Below are 16,942 nucleotides of genomic sequence, written 5' to 3' on the forward strand. Positions count from 1 at the left end.
ACCTTTTTATAAATTATCGAACTTTTTTAAAATTATCAATCTTTAATATAAATAATCACACTTTATTTCAAATCCACAACTATTATTATTATAACATAGACTCCAACAAAACACAAACAAATGTTCGTATTATTGCTGGAGTCTTTTTTTAACCTTCAAACAATTCCGCAACCAAATTCCCGAAATTTTTGATGTCGCGCAAATAATCGTATCCCGGGGGATTTCCTATTTTGTTGTACATCCGCACAGCGACTGCATTGTATTTTGGAATGACCAGACAGGTGCATCCCGATTTTCCTAAAATCTGATATGACCCTCCCGGCAGCTTCTCCCCAAGTTCACTTTTTTCATAGTTATTTTCATTACGAAACCAGAAAAAGCCATTTAACGGGATGTTTGCCATGTTGCCTGGTGTCTGAATGGCGGTGACTGTATCAAATATTTCTTTTGGCAGCACTTGAGTGCCATTGATGTACCCTTTTTTCAAATGAAAATAGCCCCAGTACGCAAGCTCCCTCGCACTGACAAACAAATTTCTTTCAAAACCAGTCCGATCTTCTAAACTGATCTTATGCTTCTCCGGCTCATCTAAAATATCATAAACAAGATTTTCCGAAGGCTCACTTTCCCAGCTTGTTTCATCAAAACCCAAAGGGGCAAAAACTTTTTCCTGAATAATGTCTGCAACCGTACAACCCGTTGTATTTTTGATAATTTTATAGAGCAATGATAAACCGGCATTATTATATCCCCAGTGAGTACCAGCCGGATATTCCTTGACTAGTCGATTACCTTCTAATTCAAGGCCGTGAGTGTGGGTGACAAGGTGACGAATCGTTACTCCCCGGATAATCTCTTCCCCTGCATCATCAAGATAAATCCTTAGTTCATCATCAAGGCTGTTTATTTTCCCTTCATACAGAGAGATGGCTGTTGCCAAACCAATATAGCTTTTTCTGGCAGAGAAAATATTAAAACGAGAGTCTTGATGGACCTTTCGGCTGCTGGAAAAGTGATGACGGCCCGAATACCATTCACCTGCTGTATTATCGTTATGTATAACATAGACTGCCGCTGCCGAGGCTGAGATTTGTTTTTGCACATCTCTTACATAAGAAAACAGGGGATTAAACGTTGAAGAAGGATTCTTTTTTAAAACATCCATAACCAAATTCTTGTTCTTTGTTTCATTTAGATTCTTCATTCCACACACCCTAACAAAATTTCATTGGATTATAATTGAAATTTCCGCCAACTGGTGTACCATTATCTTAAATAGAAAATGAAAGGAGATCACACCATGATACATATTCGAGCACTTAATCCATTTGAAAATTAGAGTTCTAGCATCCGCGGTCCTCCAATATTAGGTCAATCATCGCGAAGACCTATAACAAAATGGGGGATAGAAAATGAATAAACAACTCATGATTTTATTGATAGGCAGAATAATAACCAACTTCTCTGACAGCCTGTATATGATCGCGACAGTTTGGTTCGTAAAAACAATGACAGACTCTGCCTTTTTAATAGGATTAACAAGTGCGATTGCGATGCTGCCCGTGACTATTCAGTTTCTTTATGGACCGATCATAGACAGGTTTTCAAAAAGGCGGATCCTTTACATCGCCTGTATCGGCCAAGGGATATTGGTGAGCATCATTTCCCTTTTGTATGTAACTGATATGTTATGGCTGCCAATCTTATTTATCCTTTTGTTTGTCGCCCTTTCCTTGTCGGAAGCAACCTATCCGACTGAAAGCGCGTTAATTGAAAACCTGGCATCGCGCGACCAATTGACAAAAGTCAATTCAATCTTCGCTTTTTCATATCAGTCATTAGATATTATTTGTGATGCTATCTCCGGCATTCTTATTGCTTTAGTTGGACTTGGTATTGTCTATATATCTAATAGCATAATGCTTATCTGCACAGGGCTTATGTTCTTTTTTTATTTAAAGATTCCAAAGTCAAATAAAGTAAAGAAAAAGAATCTTCAACCGTACCTTTCTTGAACCAATATAAGAAAGATTTTATTGAAGGATACCATGTTGTTAAGAAACAAACGACATTATTAACCATTTTATTTGGTGTCATTGGTATGAATGTCTTTGGAAGTATGGGGATAGCGATGCTGCCGGTGATATCCACATCCCCCTCTGAATACGGCTTTTGGTTAACGGCTATGTCAGTTGGGACCCTTTCCGGCACCCTTTTGTCCGGTAAGGTGGAGAACATCCCCTTGAACCGGATCATGCATATGGTTTCTTTGTTTTCCGGGGTGTGCTGGATCCTGTCATTTGTCACTATGGAGAGTTTCTTGATTCCTTACATCCTCTTTGGCCTTTCATGGATGGGCATTGGGATATTAGCCATTTATGCCCAAACCTTAATTCAGGTCAATTTGCCTGGAGAATATCTAGGGATCGGATTTGCCTTCCTATCATCACTTTTGGGGTCATTAACCCCAATTGGCTATTTCCTTGGCGGATTATTGGGTGATCTGAGCTCTGGCTTTTTGATTTTGTTATTGTCCGGGACCGGATATATTGGGTTTGCTATATACTTCATGATCCATCCGAAGCTTAGCAGGTTAAAGAATCGGCTTAGTGTGAGCTTTGAACATGGAATATAGGTAGATTTTTTAATGAGGCTGGGACAAAACTAAAAGCGTTCATTCATATCCCTACCAATAAAATTTGAAAAGTATAATTGCTAATGCGAAGCGTAGTTAAAATACGAAAACTCCTACGGGAACAGCACGTGTCCAAAGACCCCGCAAGAAAGCGGTTTTTGCTTTCCGAGGAGGCGGAGACCGTGCCCGTGGAAAGCGAAGTATTTTGACGGAGCGCTTCGTAGTTTTCTTTTGTATAAAGAACTAACAAACGGCAATAGAAGCATTCACTCATTTATTATAGGACTCAGGTTCCGCTATTAGAAAAAGCAGCTTCATTAATTTCCAATTAACAAGGGAATCCTCTCTCTTATATACAGGCTAAGCCCCGAAAGTCACAATAAATTTACCACAAGGCGACTATTTTCAAGTTCCTTTACGTTCCATAAAAAAAACAGGATTTGTATCACCCTCACAACCCAAGGCATTCATATCTTACATAAATCAAGTCTCGTGTGCCACACCTTATGTTTTTCCGGACAGTTTCTTCAATATCATTTCGATAAAGGTAGGGAATAACTCGGAATGTAGCTTCCAGAAACCATCAAAATGCTCTTTTAATATTTTTTTAATTCGCCCACTTTTCCGCTTACACATGTTTTAGTGAAAAACTTAAAATCATTTGCCATCCGATATTGCCCATTTTCCGCCGTCCTTCATCTATAAACCCGCACTTTTCGTAAAGCTTTTGTGCAGGAATATTCTTCTCATTTACTGCTAATACAACTTCATTTACCGTTGGAAAATACCGCTTAACAAGCGCAGGGACTTGTTGTAATGCTGATTTCGCATAGCCCTTCCCTTGTTCATTATGATTGATCGAAAAGGCAATGAGCAATAAAGCATTTGGGTTGTCAGTATATTCACTGACACGTTCTCCCGACTGCAAAACAAAGAAGCCTACTGGCACCCTATTAGCTAAAATAACAACTGGGTTTCGGGTTTTATCGGATTTTGCCATTTGAATCATTTCTTTAGGCAATGCCGTGAATCTCACCTGTTCATTAGGTAAACTAAATTCATTTAATGCTTTATCATACTTTGGAATATACAAGGCAAGCTTTATTTTTTGCTGGACATCACATTGCATTATGCCAAACTCCCCTCCCCAACAAAGCAAACATATATTCCCTTATTCAATTCTACAATGGCAGCCAGATACCCTTTATTTTTTTATAAATATTTTGTGGTGCTAGCAGCTTTCACAATTTTCCCTAGCAGCTTTTTTAAAGCCACAACAATGATCAAACATACTAGTGAACTTGTGATAATCGCTCCGCCGGCAGCAATACTGAGATAGAAAGAAGCAAACAAACCAGCCATTATTGAAAACTCTCCAATCATCATCGAAACCCCTATTACTGCTTTGAAACTTTTCCCTAATATTATTGATACAGTAACTGGCAAGGTCATTAATCCAGTTACAAGCATGACACCAACGGCTTGCACAGAAATAGATATCGTCAGTGATATGAGGATCATAAATACTGCATTTGCGGTTTTCCCCCGGATACCCGACACAGCAGCAAACCCGGGATCAAAACAAGTACCGGAAAAAGTCTGAATTGAAACCATGGATCATGCTGAAAAAAAGGGGCTCATAAAGTGTAATAATTACGTTTTAAAATTTGAATCAATGTCAATCATTTTGTTCTTTACCTGCCAAAGCGTTATAATAACGGTAATTCATCATTTATCATAAAGTCCTATTGGAGGCATAAGCAATGAATGTTGCATCAGCAATTGAGATCCTCAAAGACAAAGGTTACAAATATACTGGTAAACGGGAAGAAATGCTCGAGCTCTTTTCTAAAGAAAAAAGATATTTGACACCTAAAGAAGTGATTGAAGTCATGAAGAACGATCACCCTGGCATCAGCTTTGATACCATTTATCGCAATTTGGCTTTGTTTTCGGAATTAGATATTTTGGAATCAACTGAACTTAACGGGGAAAAGCGTTTCCGTTTCAGCTGTTCAACGAATGACCATCATCACCATTTCATTTGTCTCGATTGCGGAAAAACACAAGAGATTAAAAATTGCCCTATGGATGCAGTCGAAACTAATAGCGACGGTTTTACAGTGACCGGCCATAAGTTCGAAGTCTATGGTTATTGTTCTGAATGCCATGATCAGCCAAATGTTTAAACAATTTGAACTTTAGATAGCCGGCTTTCCTGCTCTTATGGATTTTTAAGCGCTGTTTTCAAACTTTTTAAATTCTCCTTCATGACAGAAAAGTAATCCTCACCTTGCTTTTCTTCTTCTTTTGTTAAATTTTCCAATGGATTTAATGTCAGCGGCTTTGCTCCAATTTTGTTTTCCACCATTTTGGCTATTTTTGGATTAACCAGAGTTTCAAACATAATGTAGTGTACATCATGTTTTTTGGCAAACTGACCCATAACTCCATCCCACTGCCATTTTAGATAAGAAGATCTGCTTTATTTAATGCTGCCATTTCCCTTGGAGTTGGTTCATAGGAATGGGGCTCGGCACCGGGCGGCAGGATTGAGACAACCTTATCCCTGTCTCCTGCCAATTTCTTTGTAAAATCATAGATCGGATAAATTGTTGTATAAATGGTCAGCTTCTTATCAGCGGAACCGTCCACTTTCCCCGTTTTGCTGCTCCCGGTAAAAATAAGGCAGATTATGATTCCCGTGACCATACCCAACACGACTTTGCTTCTAAACAACTTTTTCCCCCTTGTAGTTTAATATTTTTAGAATAAATCGTAACAATTACGATTTAATAAACATTAAACCACAACCAGGCTTTTGATGCAAACTAAAAAGAAGCTACCATAAAGTAACTTCTTCTATATATATTTAGATGCCTTTCACTTGTTCTGGACTGCGGCCCAGAATGAGCATGCTGATGTTGGCAAAGCCGATGTCTTTGGACTTGAAGAATAATTGTTTAGCAGCATAAAATTCATTATGATTTTTTGCCTTCATGATTTCCAGATGGTACATATCAGCGACGGAATCGGGGATGTTAACAGGTGCATATTGGCCGGGGATGTCGTCCGTCAGCATGCAACCCAAATAATCATATTTCAATTGCAGCTGTCGTGTCAGATTAACAGCATGCAACAGTTTTTCAAATAAATCAGGATATTCCAGCTTTAATGTTCCTACTTCACTGTTTGCAGCATTCAATTCATCAAGACTAGATAAGACGATCATTTTACCCATCTCCTATATATTAAATGTTTCTAAGACTATTCAAATCAATAAATGCTGCCGTTTCTTTGGCCAACATCTTTCTTCGGCTACCGTCATTGTAATCCGCTGCAAGTCTTAAGTAAAATTGTTATTTTTCATACGTTGCATAACACTTGGTTATGTAAGTGCTTCCACTTAAAGCCAGCATTTAAAAAAGCCGCCTATTAATAGGGGCTGTTCCTGTTAAAAATTTGATTTTTGATCACTCAAACTGTTCTTTAGTAAACTTAAGAAGTTCCTTCGCTGCATACGAAAGATAACGATTTCTTCGCCAAATAATAGCAAGCTCCCAATTTACATTTGGTTCTGTCGCACTAATGACGCGAATGTCATCCTTCAATTCCAGACATTTGCTTTCAGGCAAAAGTGTCACACACAATTTGGATGCAACCATTTTACCGATAAAATCCCATTGCGAGCTTTTAGAAATGACTTTCGGCTGAAATCCCGCGACCATACATGAAGCCATAATCCGATCATGAAGGGCAAAATCATCATTAAATAACATAAAATGTTCATCCGTCAATTCCGAAAGCTTTACCTTCTTTCTCCCGGCAAGCCGGTGTTCCGGATGTACAATCAACTTAATCTCTTCTTTTACAAAGGAAAACGAATGAAAGAGTGTTTCGTTTGTCGGCAAGACTACGGCACCAATATCAAGACTGCCGTTTTCAACGTCATCAACAACTTTCTTTGACCCGTCTTCCACAAGTTCTATGGAAATGGCTGGATAGCGTTCACGAAACTGCCCGATAATCGCAGGAAAAAAGTGTGTTCCAATCATCGGCGGCAAACCAACACGGATGTGACCTTTTTTTAATTGGGAAAGGTCATCAATTTGGATTTGTAAATCTTCAAAGGCCTTATTAATCACCTGGGCCTGTTCCAAAATGATTTTTCCCGCATCAGTCAGCAATATCTGTTTTCTTGATCTGTCAAATAAAGTGACGCCAAGCTCACTTTCAAGACCTTTAATCGCCTTGCTGATCGTTGGCTGTGTCACAAACAAATGATCCGCCGCTTTGCTGAAACTATTGAAACGCGTCACCTCAATTAAATATTGTAAATGCTTAATATCCATCCGCTTTTTCACCGTCCGTCAATCATGGTGTTGTGATATTTGCTATTATACCCATAGTTTACCCTTAACTGAAGTGACTTAAATTTCAATGTTTTAGGTCATAGTGTTGATCTCTGCTGCAAGCCTCGCCTTTGTCTCCAAAAACCTCCATTTCTCTTTATCATTATTCAAGTGTTTCGTTGAATAAAAGGCCTCAAATGGCTGGTCTTCGTATCTTGCTACAACGTGCATGTGATAGTGTCCTAGCTCATTAAATCTGCCTCCATTTTGGCATATCGTTACACCATCAGGCTGAAATAAGGTTTTCAAAGCCTTAGAAGTTGTCATTGAGGCTTTCATAACGGCTATTGCTGTGTCCTGATCAAGCTCATCAACATCCAAAAAGTGCTTCTTCGGCAGGATAAGCGTGTGACCTTCGTTAAAAGGTTCGTGGTCTAAAAAACAGCACACATCATCATCTTCATATACCACATGAACCGGTTGTTTCCTATTTGCCAGAAGACAGCCTAAGCACGTCCCGTTCTCACTCATGTCATCACCTTTTTTTAACTTAATTATACCTTAGCCTTATACTTTTATAAAAATCAATTATAAAACTTGCAAAGGGATGGTAAAATTTAATATAGGGTATTATGGCCTTATTTTAGTAAATTGGAGGCGGATTTGATTGGATCCTTTAAAAAGTCAAAGATGGAAACAGCGGTTTGAAAACTTTGAGAAGGCTTACCTCGTTTTAGAAAAATACGAGCACCAATCTATTAATAATGAGCTGGAGCGTGCAGGGCTTATTCAATTGTTTGAGGTAACCTTTGAGTTGGCATGGAAGGTTCTAAAGGATTATATTGAGTCGGAGGGATATATTGTAAGAAGCTCCCGGGAAACGATTAAAACTGCCTTTCAAATGGAAATAATTGAAGATGGGCACATTTGGATAGATGCCTTGTCCAACCGAAATTTAGCTGCACATACCTACAATGAAGTGATGGCCATAAAGTTTACGAAAGAGATCAAAGACAAATATTTCCCCCAACTCCGCAAATTATACGAGAAACTCTCGAAGGAACGGTTATGATGTATGGACTATTAGAACGTGATTTTTATTATATTAAAAAAGCACTGGATAAATTTAGTGAGATTGATCAAGCTATTTTATTCGGCAGCCGCGCCTTAGGAAATTACAAAAAAGGTTCTGATATAGATTTAGCTATAGTTGGGGATGACATTTCAGATAAAACAATGGCAGATCTTTATGAATGGCTGAATGACATTTACCCGCTGCCCTATATGATTGACCTGCAAAACTACAATTCAATAACTAATGAGAATCTCAAAAATCACATCGATACCTGTGGAAAAGAATTGTATCAAAAGCAAGAAGATTCACGACCATAGGCCGCTTTATAATTAGAAGCGGCCTTTTTCAGATGTAACCCGATTATTAACCGATCTTTTTATACATTAATTTGTGAGGTCCGATTGGATGAATGTCGAATACTTCACCATGCTCGCTTAACCCTAATTTTTTATAATAGGGACTTACCTTGGTTCGTGCATTGCACCACCAAAGATCAGCACCTTTTTCCTTTAAAATTTCTTCAGCCGAAGCAATCAGCGAACTGCCAGCTTTCTGTTTCCTATACTCCCCATCTGTTGCCATGCCTCTGAGCCGATATTGCATCGCCCCATTTAATGTCGGGTTTTTTTCCCGATAAAAAGAAGCTATGCTAATTAATTGGCCATTAAAATAGGCACCTAAATGAAAGGAGTGTTCATCCATATCCCCCTCAAATTTGCAGTCTTCTATTGTTTGGTTCGGACGTAAAATCTTATGTCTAAGCTTATATGTATCTTTCGGTTTGATATATTTGATTTCCAACTGTGTACACTCCTTCAATTATCTCGTTTCTATAAGTCCAAATCCTATGCCAACAGGATCAACAAGGTAGGCTAGTATCTGTAATTTTAACTTTGCTCCAAATAGATGGCCAATTCTTTTTCATAACCCGCTCTTTATAAATTTTAAGGCGATCAGCTGTTTCCTTAAAATAAGCCGTTGGTTTTATTTCCATGTTGATCACGTCATCTATCCCACAAGGAGCGGTTAAAACCAAATTATCTTTTTCATCCAACTTAACACCTAATGATGTAGCTGTTTCTGGAAACTTTGAAATGGCATCCACTGATGATGTATAGGGTGAGATATCATTTACAACATGCATCCTCGCTTCATTTTTCACCGACCACGGGATATGGGGATTCATACCTTTTAACTTATCTTCTAATCTTTTTTCTGCCTCTTCATTTATATCGCCGGGATCATAATAGATGACATCAATATCTGATAATGGTGTTCTTATTTCAAACCCATGTAGCACATCCCATATCTTCGAACGGACGAATCCGGCACATACCCACCAGTCAGGCAAATTCAGCGATTTAACGTCCCTCAATATATCCATCATCCATTCGTCTTCTTTAATTATCCGAATGACATCTTCCTCGTTCCTAATCACTTACTCACCTTCTTATCATAATTGATCCGTATCAATCCCAAACTCATCCTGCATACATGCTCTCCCAACCCTAGTCAGCTTTATAGACCGTCGAATCGGGCCATCTTCAATCCAGCCAAGGTCATGCAACCGCCTAGTGATGGCGAGTGCCAAGGGACCGCCAATATGGTGCCTCCGCTCGGTCCAGTCTAGGTGCTGCGGTATAGCATTAAAATCGATTTTCTTTGGCAAGAAAGGCTGAACACCGAAATCAATTAGCCATTCTTGTCCCCTATCCGTCAACTGGTAAACATCTCCTATATCCCGAAAATAGCCGCAGGCAATTAGGGCATCGGTCGTGGCGACACCTAATTTCCCTGCCAAATGACCATAGCAAGTGCGTGCGTATTCAAGTGCTTTCTTCTCGCTGGATTGCCGCAAGGATCGGACCTTTAGAGGAGGGGAGGCAATCGCAATTGCCTCAATGGCACGCGCGACTTCGGGACCTGAAAGCTTAAAATAGCGATGCCGTCCCTGCACTTCCACCTTTATGAGTCCGCCTTCCATTAATTTGTTCAAGTGGCTGCTTGCTGTTTGCGGCGATACACTGGCAATGTGTGCAAGTTCACCAGCTGTCAGAGCCTTGCCATCAGCTAGAGCCATCAATATTCCTGTTCGTGTCGCGTCACCTATAAGCGCGGCTGTTGTAGAGATATTAGAATACATGGTCATATCGCATCCTCCTCCCTAAGCTTACAATAAAAGTATAGCATCTCAACATTTCGATGAAACATGAAATATTCAGATTGTATAATGGTTGAAAACAAGTTAAGTTTCCACTTACTGGAGGGATTTTTCCATGGAAAAGACTCTGACCCGCCTACATATACCCGATTATATTGTTGTGTACACTGCCGGCGTTGGCATGTTTTTATCTACACTGGATACCGGGATAATAAATGTGGCTTTGCCAACGTTGGTCATCTCATTTGATTCATCCCTTTCCGTGATGACCTGGACCATCACTTTGTATACTTTAGCTCTTGTTGGAACGATTGTTATATTTGGACGGTTAGGTGACAAGTATGGCCGTATAAAAATATACAGCTTGGGCCTTATGGTATTTATGTTGGCATCACTTCTGTGCGGTCTTTCATCAACACCGGGACTATTGATTGCCTGCCGCGGTTTACAAGGCATAGGTGCGGCGATGCTGCAAGCCACTGCAATAGCTATAATTACGAGCACAATTCCTAAAGATAGACAAGGTTCAGCGCTTGGGACATTAGGTTTGCTTTTGGGTCTTGGTCCCGTCCTTGGACCAAGTATCGGCGGGATCTTAATATCGCTCGGAAGCTGGCAATGGATTTTTTGGATCAATTTACCTTTTGCTGTTATCGGCCTTACAGGGTGTATATTTCTTCTGAAAAGGAGCGAGGATTCACGCCATTCTATAAAGCTTGACCTGCCCGGGAACCTGATGTTGGCATTTTCAATCCTTGCATTGCTGCAGGGGCTTTCTATGCTTTCAACTTCAAACTTATTGACACTTGGTTCCGTAGTTTTTTTTATTTTATTATTTGCGGGATTCATCTTGTGGGAACTTCGGGCATCGCAGCCAATATTAGATTTAAAACTGTTCCGAAGCGGTGTTTTTACCGCACCAATTATCGGGATCTTCGTGTTAGGCGGAGCGACTTCCTTAGGTTTTATCGTGCCACCATACTTTTTGGAAAAGCTGGCAACCCTTGAGCCTTGGCAGGTCGGGCTTGTGAATTTATCTGCACCAGCAGGTCTCATGTTATTGTCTAAGGTGTCTGGCTGTATGATGAAAACGATCGGTGTCACTCGCCTGATGGTCATTGGTCTCGTCATCATGTCGGCTTCGTATGGTGTGCTTAGCCTGATGCAGGCCGCTTGGTCCCCTGTTCTAATTGCTATGATCTTATTGGTGTACGGTATTGGAGCGGGGCTTTTTATTCCTGCCAATACATCGGCCATTATGGGCTCGGCCGGGCAGACTGTTCAAGGAACAATTGGCGCCGTCCAGCGGATGGTACAAAACCTCGGCATTGCTATATTCTCAGCAATCGCCGCCGCTGTCATTCGCGCCCATTCCCACCAGGGGACGACAGTACTCATGGACGGCTTTCGCGAAGCCTGGGCTTTTGCAGCTATCAGCCTAGCCTTCAGCTTATTCGTTTTCATTTTTGTCTATGTGCGCAAGCGGAAAATGATTGGCTAAAAAAGGAGTTTTTAATATAGCAACAAGAGCTCACCCTCATAATTTCTTATAAACAAATTCCCTGGATTTAATAAACCCGTGCTTTTTGTAAAAGGTCTTCGCCGTTTCATTAATACACCAATAATCCAATTCGATTAAATCGATGCCTTTGTCTTGCGCGGTCTTATAAATGTTTTCCATTAATCCTGAGCCGTAGCCTTCATTTCTTTTGTCCGCCATAATAGAAATCTGGTGAACATAGACGGATTGATAGGCTTTTTTGAAAACAGTGTCTGAATAATCTCTTATTTCGATCCATGCGTAGCCAAGCGGCTTACCATCCTCCTCTATTAGAAGAAAAATATAGCTTGGCTTGTTAATTTTATTTTTGAAGAAGATTTTCATAGTCTCATAGTTATATGGCCGAAAAATTTCCGGGTACAATGCCACGTGCAGATCTTGGACATGGCGATTCAGTTTTGCGATAACATCATAATCCTTGGTTTCTTTTATCCTCATCCTGTTCCCCTCTCAATCATTTTCATTTACAATAGCAAGCACTTGATGATCTTCCCATCTGCCATTTATTTTGACATTCTTTTTCGCAATGCCTTCCTTATGAAACCCCGCTTTTTCTAAGACTCTCATAGATCTTTGGTTATGCGGCATGACACCTGCTTCGATTCGATGCAGCTTCAACGCATCGAATGCGTACAAGACAACAAGACGAACTGCCTCAGTCATATACCCTTTTCCATTATGGCCTTTATCAAGGGTATAGCCGATAAAACAGCCTTGGATCGCACCCCTCACCACCTCTGATAACGTGATATCCCCGATCAGATCCCCCGTATCCAATGCAAAAATGCCAAAGGAGCAGCCTGAATCACACTCACGCTCCTTGTTTTTATTATTAATGCGATCCATTTGCCCCTTTAGAGTATAAAAATCCTCATCTCTCGAAGATGTATATAGCTTGAAAAAGTCGCGGTTTCTTAACTCCAGGTCAAGCAAAGCTTCTGCATCAGAGTTTTCGAGTTGCCTTAACCCTATCATTTTACCTTCTATTAACATTGGATGCCCCATCTCTTCATTTGATTAATTTAAATACAAAAAACTACTCCGCACCTTTCAAAAAGAGGTCGACAATTTGGCACGCAGCTTCATGATCAGATGGAAAAATGGCGGTCCCATCTGAATGTCTGTAGTTGCCCACCCTCAGTAAGGAAATATAGGAGTGGGCAGCAAATGTCGGATTAATGGTTTTCATTTCCCCATTAGCCATCGCCGTTCGAAGCGCATTCTCAATCTCCCCATACATTTTCTCTTCCGTTTCTCTAATATATTGAACTTGTTGAGGTGACAATGATGTTTTCGTTTCTCTCATGAAGCCATCCAAATCGATCGAGGTTGTCGCTTTTAAATGGGCTTCAGCAACATCAAGAAGCCGTTCGTATAACGGTTTATCCCTACCTAGCAATTGCAGCATTCTTCCTCTGATTCGTTCCATCATGGCGATCATTGACTTTGTAAAGAGCAACGCTTTGGTTTCGTAATAATAGTAGACGGTTGCTTTGGTCACACCACTAGCCATTGCGATATCGTCAATTGACACCTTTTGGAACCCATGCTCCAAGAACAGCGCCTTTGCTATCTGTAATATCCGTAAATGTGTCGGTTCATTTGATTCATTGTTCCGCGGTCTTCCCGGCGGCCGATGCTTGTGTCCCATCACCCTGTCTCTCCTTGATCATTACAATCGAATAATTTAGGTTGATTATATCATACCAAATTTATTGATAATAAAATTTTTAGTTGTGAAATAGACTGACCAGTATATATAATTAAATAAGATACTTTTAACAAAGGGGCGCGCGCTGTGAATAAATTTATAGGAAATGGGATCGCACGTATAACCGGCAAAAAGGGGAGATGGGTGACACTGGGGATTTGGGTATTGATCATAGCCATTTTGTCCCTGGCATGGCCAAGTGTTAATAAGGTTGAGGATAATTCTGCCTTTCAGCTTCCTAGTGATGCCATGTCCGTTCAAGCTGCTAAAATTGCGAAAGAACAATTCCCGGATGATGCGGGTAATCCCGTTCTCATCACATGGTACAGAGGTAACGGCTTAACTAATAAGGACTTTGAAACTGTGAAAAAGACATATAATCGGTTAGAAAAACAGCCAATAGATGACCAGTCATTCATCCCGCCTTTTAGTAAAATGCCGCCAGAATCGATTAAATCATCTGTATCTAAGGATGGCACGGCACTTGTTACCCCCGTATTCATTAATAAAAATGCCGGAATTAACCAGCTTCAAGAGGACATCGATCAGTTAAACAGATCAATTAGCAGGTTTACAGGGAAACATGCTTTTTCGGATAAACTAGATACTGGCAGCCTTCATGTCCGCCTGACTGGACCTGTCGGCATCCAAACCGACGCTGTTTCTTTATTCAGCCAGGCTGATGTCGCATTGTTGATAGCAACTGTCCTATTGGTATTAATTCTTCTTATAGTACTGTACCGTTCACCGTTACTAGCCATTGTACCTTTGATTGGTGTCGGCTTTGCCTATGGGGTTATCAGCCCAATTCTAGGATTAATGGGTGACAAAGGCTGGATTACAATAGACACGCAGTCAGTGTCGATTATGACTGTCTTGCTTTTCGGTGCGGGAACAGATTATTGTCTTTTTCTTGTATCCAGATATCGTGAGGAGCTTTTTGAAGAACAGGATAAATTTAAGGCCCTAGAGTCAGCTATCAAACATTCAGGCGGTGCGATTCTCATGAGCGCATTAACTGTTGTATTGGGTCTTTCGACGCTTTTACTTGCCCATTACGGCTCTTATCATCGGTTTGCAGTGCCGTTCAGTCTAGCTGTTCTGATTATGGGTCTTGCAGCCTTAACATTGCTTCCCGCTATCTTAGCGATATTCGGCCGTGTCTCTTTCTTCCCTTTTATCCCGCGAACAAAAGAGATGACGAAAGCATTAGCAGAGAAAAAAGGCAAGACCATTAAGCAGCGAAAAGCCCATGGCAGTGCCAGCGGTTTTTTAGGGCGGATTGTGACCAGGCGCCCATGGACAATCATCATTGCCAGCGTCATTGTTCTTGGTGTTCTGGCCTCTTTTTCTGCCAAAATTAACTATACCTATGATTTGCTTGAATCATTCCCTAAAGATATGCCTTCCCGCGAAGGGTTTGATATTATTGCCGAGCACTTTTCCGCTGGAGAACTCGCACCGGTTCAAGTGATCGTTGATTCGCACAGAGAAGATTTGGATTTAAAAGAAAAACTTGAGGCGCTGCCGTTTGTTAAAAGTGTTTCGAAGGCCCAAAGGGGAAAGACAGATAAGGACATCCTTTCCTTTGATATTAATTTGGCGCAAAATCCTTATACAGCAAAGTCGATTGATTTAATTCCTAAGATCAAAAACACAACCGCATCTGTATTATCACATGCGGGTATCGCAAGTCCGGATCGTAACCTTTGGATTGGCGGGGAAACCGCTAATTTGTATGATACAAAAACTGTTACAGACCGGGATGCCAAGGTTATTGTACCAATTGTCATTCTCATCATTGCCCTGCTTTTACTATTCTACCTTCGTTCGGTTATAGCTATGATCTATCTTATCCTGACCGTCTTGCTGTCCTACTTTTCGGCACTAGGGACAGGATGGCTACTTTTGCATTATGGCATGGGGGTGTCGGCAATACAAGGATTAATTCCTTTGTATTCCTTTGTATTCCTTGTCGCGTTGGGTGAGGATTATAACATCTTTATGATCTCTGATATATGGAAAAATGGTAAAACACAACCAATGAAGACAGCGGTAGCAAACGGTGTGAGCAAAACCACCAGTGTGATCACTTCAGCCGGACTCATCCTAGCGGGAACATTCGCTGTACTGGCAACTCTGCCGATTCAGGTCCTTGTGCAATTTGGCATTGTCACCGCCATTGGGGTCCTGCTTGATACTTTCGTTGTTCGCCCGTTGCTCGTTCCGGCAATTACAACAGTACTTGGCCGTTATGCCTTTTGGCCGGGAAGGCTGTGGAAGGATACATCTAAGAAAGAAAATTATTCAAAGGAAATATAAGAAGCTGGGACAAAACTAAAAAAGTTCATTCATATGCCAAACATTACTATTTAAATGTGACCCAATGGGAAAAGGCGCCGCAAAGGCGCCTCCCGACATTTTGTCTCATCTGTTTATTAACTTAGTACACGTAAGCTGTACCAATAATAATTAACAATATGAAGAGTACGACGATTAAGGCAAAGCCGCCGCCGCCATAACCGCCGCAACCATAGCCGCCGTATCCGCCGCCATAGCCGCCGCCAAATCCGCCGTAGCCACCATAGCCACCGAAGAAGCCCATATATGTCACCACCTTTTTTATCAGTCCCTATACTTTATGTGCAAAAACGGCATTTTGAAAGGGACAAAAAGGAAATCTTAACGGGTGCCAAGCCTATCTTAATGAAAAAGTTAGGTTGACTCTCTATCAGAGATTAAACTGTGGCACGGCGAAGCATTAAATATGAGAGAATGATATAAATAACAACCGTTGGAAACAACCATAATGATAGCTGGAATGCCGTGTGGCTGCCAATCCAGTGAAAGATACTAACCCACCAGTTATTATATGTGCACAAAAATCCTCCGACACTGAAGATAATAAGTGCAGCAATAACTAATACGATCATGCCACTCCTTCTGAAGCGACGATACACGCTTGCGATCACAAACCCGAGGAAAAACATTTCCAAAAATAAGGTGAAAGAGGTCCAAAGCTGTTCGGCTACGGGGCCGTCATTAAGGTACGGCAGATGGAAAAAGTGCAGGTTCACACCCCATGCTCCCGTCAATTTCTCAGCAAGCGAAAGAAGAAACAAAAGAGCAGCCGTAAAAGCACTGATGACTAGAAATGTAAGCACAGTGCCGAAGAAATAATCCTTTCGCCTTACACTAAATCCGAGCATAAAAGAGAACGTATGCGGCAAAGTGACAAGCGCTGCGACAAGCATATAAATATAAATTGAAGCAATGCCGCCGGTATAAAGGTCTTCTCTACCACCGATCGCAAGGCCTATGATGTAATTAATGATGAAGCTTGTTAACAAAATGATCCATGGGGTGAAGATCCAAGACCAACGATCCCTAAAATGCATCTTCAATACGCCTGTCGTTCTATTCATTGAGCCCAGACCTCCTTTTTGT

General features: G+C 40.8%; 23 protein-coding genes. 7 read left to right on the forward strand and 16 right to left on the reverse strand.

Going from position 1 to position 16,942, the window contains the following annotated elements; all coding sequences use genetic code 11:
- Positions 1-148: 148 nt before the first annotated feature.
- The gene (locus EV207_RS07400) at positions 149-1,204 is read right to left on the reverse strand and encodes a serine hydrolase domain-containing protein (protein ID WP_132745243.1); all 1,056 of its coding nucleotides are present in this window, start codon (positions 1,202-1,204) and stop codon (positions 149-151) included.
- Positions 1,205-1,412: 208 nt separating this feature from the next.
- On the opposite strand from EV207_RS07400, the gene EV207_RS07405 reads away from it, so the two are divergent.
- Entirely contained in the window at positions 1,413-2,015 is a 603-nt protein-coding gene (locus tag EV207_RS07405; RefSeq protein ID WP_132745245.1) for an MFS transporter, read from the forward strand.
- Entirely contained in the window at positions 2,012-2,635 is a 624-nt protein-coding gene (locus tag EV207_RS07410) for an MFS transporter (protein ID WP_132745247.1), read from the forward strand. Before EV207_RS07405 ends, EV207_RS07410 begins: the two co-directional genes overlap by 4 nt.
- A 628-nt stretch (positions 2,636-3,263) precedes the next feature.
- On the opposite strand, the gene EV207_RS07415 is transcribed toward EV207_RS07410, so the two are convergent.
- A complete protein-coding gene (locus EV207_RS07415) occupies positions 3,264-3,764 on the reverse strand; it encodes a GNAT family N-acetyltransferase (RefSeq protein WP_132745249.1) in 501 nt (166 codons plus the stop codon).
- An 83-nt stretch (positions 3,765-3,847) separates the two neighbouring features.
- Positions 3,848-4,249, reverse strand: a complete 402-nt coding sequence (locus tag EV207_RS07420; RefSeq protein ID WP_132745251.1) for a metal ABC transporter permease — start codon at positions 4,247-4,249, stop codon at positions 3,848-3,850.
- Positions 4,250-4,398: 149 nt separating this feature from the next.
- On the opposite strand from EV207_RS07420, the gene EV207_RS07425 reads away from it, so the two are divergent.
- Positions 4,399-4,824 carry a Fur family transcriptional regulator gene (locus EV207_RS07425; protein WP_132745253.1) on the forward strand — a complete coding sequence of 142 codons (426 nt, stop codon included), beginning with the start codon at positions 4,399-4,401 and terminating at the stop codon, positions 4,822-4,824.
- A 35-nt stretch (positions 4,825-4,859) separates the two neighbouring features.
- Here the strand turns inward: EV207_RS07425 and EV207_RS07430 are convergent, their stop codons facing one another.
- The 5 genes from EV207_RS07430 to EV207_RS07450 form a co-directional block, all read right to left on the reverse strand.
- Complete coding sequence (locus EV207_RS07430; protein ID WP_132745255.1) at positions 4,860-5,081, reverse strand: metal ABC transporter solute-binding protein, Zn/Mn family; 222 nt, start codon at positions 5,079-5,081, stop codon at positions 4,860-4,862.
- Positions 5,082-5,101: 20 nt separating this feature from the next.
- Positions 5,102-5,374, reverse strand: a complete 273-nt coding sequence (locus EV207_RS07435) for a metal ABC transporter substrate-binding protein (RefSeq protein ID WP_132745257.1) — start codon at positions 5,372-5,374, stop codon at positions 5,102-5,104.
- Between the two features lie 133 nt (positions 5,375-5,507).
- The gene (locus EV207_RS07440) at positions 5,508-5,867 is read right to left on the reverse strand and encodes a hypothetical protein (protein WP_132745259.1); all 360 of its coding nucleotides are present in this window, start codon (positions 5,865-5,867) and stop codon (positions 5,508-5,510) included.
- Positions 5,868-6,108: 241 nt separating this feature from the next.
- Positions 6,109-6,987, reverse strand: coding sequence for a cidABC operon transcriptional activator CidR (gene cidR / locus EV207_RS07445; protein ID WP_132745261.1), 879 nt, complete (start codon positions 6,985-6,987; stop codon positions 6,109-6,111).
- Between the two features lie 93 nt (positions 6,988-7,080).
- On the reverse strand, positions 7,081-7,518 hold the full coding sequence (locus tag EV207_RS07450; protein WP_132745263.1) for an HIT family protein: 438 nt from the start codon (positions 7,516-7,518) through the stop codon (positions 7,081-7,083).
- Positions 7,519-7,654: 136 nt separating this feature from the next.
- Here EV207_RS07450 and EV207_RS07455 point away from each other — a divergent pair, with 136 nt between their 5' ends.
- Both EV207_RS07455 and EV207_RS07460 read left to right on the forward strand, forming a co-directional pair.
- A complete protein-coding gene (locus tag EV207_RS07455) occupies positions 7,655-8,059 on the forward strand; it encodes a nucleotidyltransferase substrate binding protein (RefSeq protein ID WP_132745265.1) in 405 nt (134 codons plus the stop codon).
- Positions 8,056-8,379 carry a nucleotidyltransferase domain-containing protein gene (locus EV207_RS07460; protein ID WP_243646986.1) on the forward strand — a complete coding sequence of 108 codons (324 nt, stop codon included), beginning with the start codon at positions 8,056-8,058 and terminating at the stop codon, positions 8,377-8,379. Before EV207_RS07455 ends, EV207_RS07460 begins: the two co-directional genes overlap by 4 nt.
- Before the next feature lie 46 nt (positions 8,380-8,425).
- On the opposite strand, the gene EV207_RS07465 is transcribed toward EV207_RS07460, so the two are convergent.
- The 3 genes from EV207_RS07465 to EV207_RS07475 all read right to left on the reverse strand — a co-directional run bounded on the left by EV207_RS07465 (position 8,426) and on the right by EV207_RS07475 (position 10,211).
- The gene (locus EV207_RS07465; protein WP_132745267.1) at positions 8,426-8,863 is read right to left on the reverse strand and encodes a GNAT family N-acetyltransferase; all 438 of its coding nucleotides are present in this window, start codon (positions 8,861-8,863) and stop codon (positions 8,426-8,428) included.
- Positions 8,864-8,921: 58 nt separating this feature from the next.
- On the reverse strand, positions 8,922-9,449 hold the full coding sequence (locus EV207_RS07470; protein ID WP_132745486.1) for a nucleotidyltransferase family protein: 528 nt from the start codon (positions 9,447-9,449) through the stop codon (positions 8,922-8,924).
- A gap of 66 nt (positions 9,450-9,515) precedes the next feature.
- Positions 9,516-10,211 (reverse strand): winged helix-turn-helix domain-containing protein, encoded by a 696-nt coding sequence (locus EV207_RS07475; protein ID WP_132745269.1) that lies wholly within the window; start codon positions 10,209-10,211, stop codon positions 9,516-9,518.
- A gap of 127 nt (positions 10,212-10,338) precedes the next feature.
- On the opposite strand from EV207_RS07475, the gene EV207_RS07480 reads away from it, so the two are divergent.
- Positions 10,339-11,724 carry an MFS transporter gene (locus EV207_RS07480; protein ID WP_132745271.1) on the forward strand — a complete coding sequence of 462 codons (1,386 nt, stop codon included), beginning with the start codon at positions 10,339-10,341 and terminating at the stop codon, positions 11,722-11,724.
- 36 nt (positions 11,725-11,760) lie between these two features.
- Here the strand turns inward: EV207_RS07480 and EV207_RS07485 are convergent, their stop codons facing one another.
- From EV207_RS07485 to EV207_RS07495, 3 genes are read right to left on the reverse strand one after another with little or no spacing between them, the layout of a single operon-like run.
- Positions 11,761-12,222: a GNAT family N-acetyltransferase gene (locus tag EV207_RS07485; RefSeq protein WP_132745273.1), complete on the reverse strand. Its 462-nt coding sequence runs from the start codon at positions 12,220-12,222 to the stop codon at positions 11,761-11,763.
- Positions 12,223-12,234: 12 nt separating this feature from the next.
- Complete coding sequence (locus tag EV207_RS07490) at positions 12,235-12,777, reverse strand: GNAT family N-acetyltransferase (protein ID WP_132745275.1); 543 nt, start codon at positions 12,775-12,777, stop codon at positions 12,235-12,237.
- A 43-nt stretch (positions 12,778-12,820) separates the two neighbouring features.
- Entirely contained in the window at positions 12,821-13,435 is a 615-nt protein-coding gene (locus tag EV207_RS07495; RefSeq protein ID WP_132745277.1) for a TetR/AcrR family transcriptional regulator, read from the reverse strand.
- A gap of 147 nt (positions 13,436-13,582) precedes the next feature.
- Here EV207_RS07495 and EV207_RS07500 point away from each other — a divergent pair, with 147 nt between their 5' ends.
- A complete protein-coding gene (locus EV207_RS07500) occupies positions 13,583-15,817 on the forward strand; it encodes an MMPL family transporter (RefSeq protein ID WP_132745279.1) in 2,235 nt (744 codons plus the stop codon).
- A gap of 121 nt (positions 15,818-15,938) precedes the next feature.
- Here the strand turns inward: EV207_RS07500 and EV207_RS07505 are convergent, their stop codons facing one another.
- Together EV207_RS07505 and EV207_RS07510 are read right to left on the reverse strand one after the other, a co-directional pair.
- Positions 15,939-16,100 carry a YjcZ family sporulation protein gene (locus EV207_RS07505; protein WP_132745281.1) on the reverse strand — a complete coding sequence of 54 codons (162 nt, stop codon included), beginning with the start codon at positions 16,098-16,100 and terminating at the stop codon, positions 15,939-15,941.
- Positions 16,101-16,233: 133 nt separating this feature from the next.
- A complete protein-coding gene (locus tag EV207_RS07510) occupies positions 16,234-16,920 on the reverse strand; it encodes a hypothetical protein (RefSeq protein ID WP_132745283.1) in 687 nt (228 codons plus the stop codon).
- Between the last annotated feature and the right edge of the window lie 22 nt (positions 16,921-16,942).

It is taken from the genome of Scopulibacillus darangshiensis, assembly GCF_004341035.1.
In the GTDB taxonomy this organism is placed as follows: Bacteria; Bacillota; Bacilli; order Bacillales; family Sporolactobacillaceae; genus Scopulibacillus; species Scopulibacillus darangshiensis.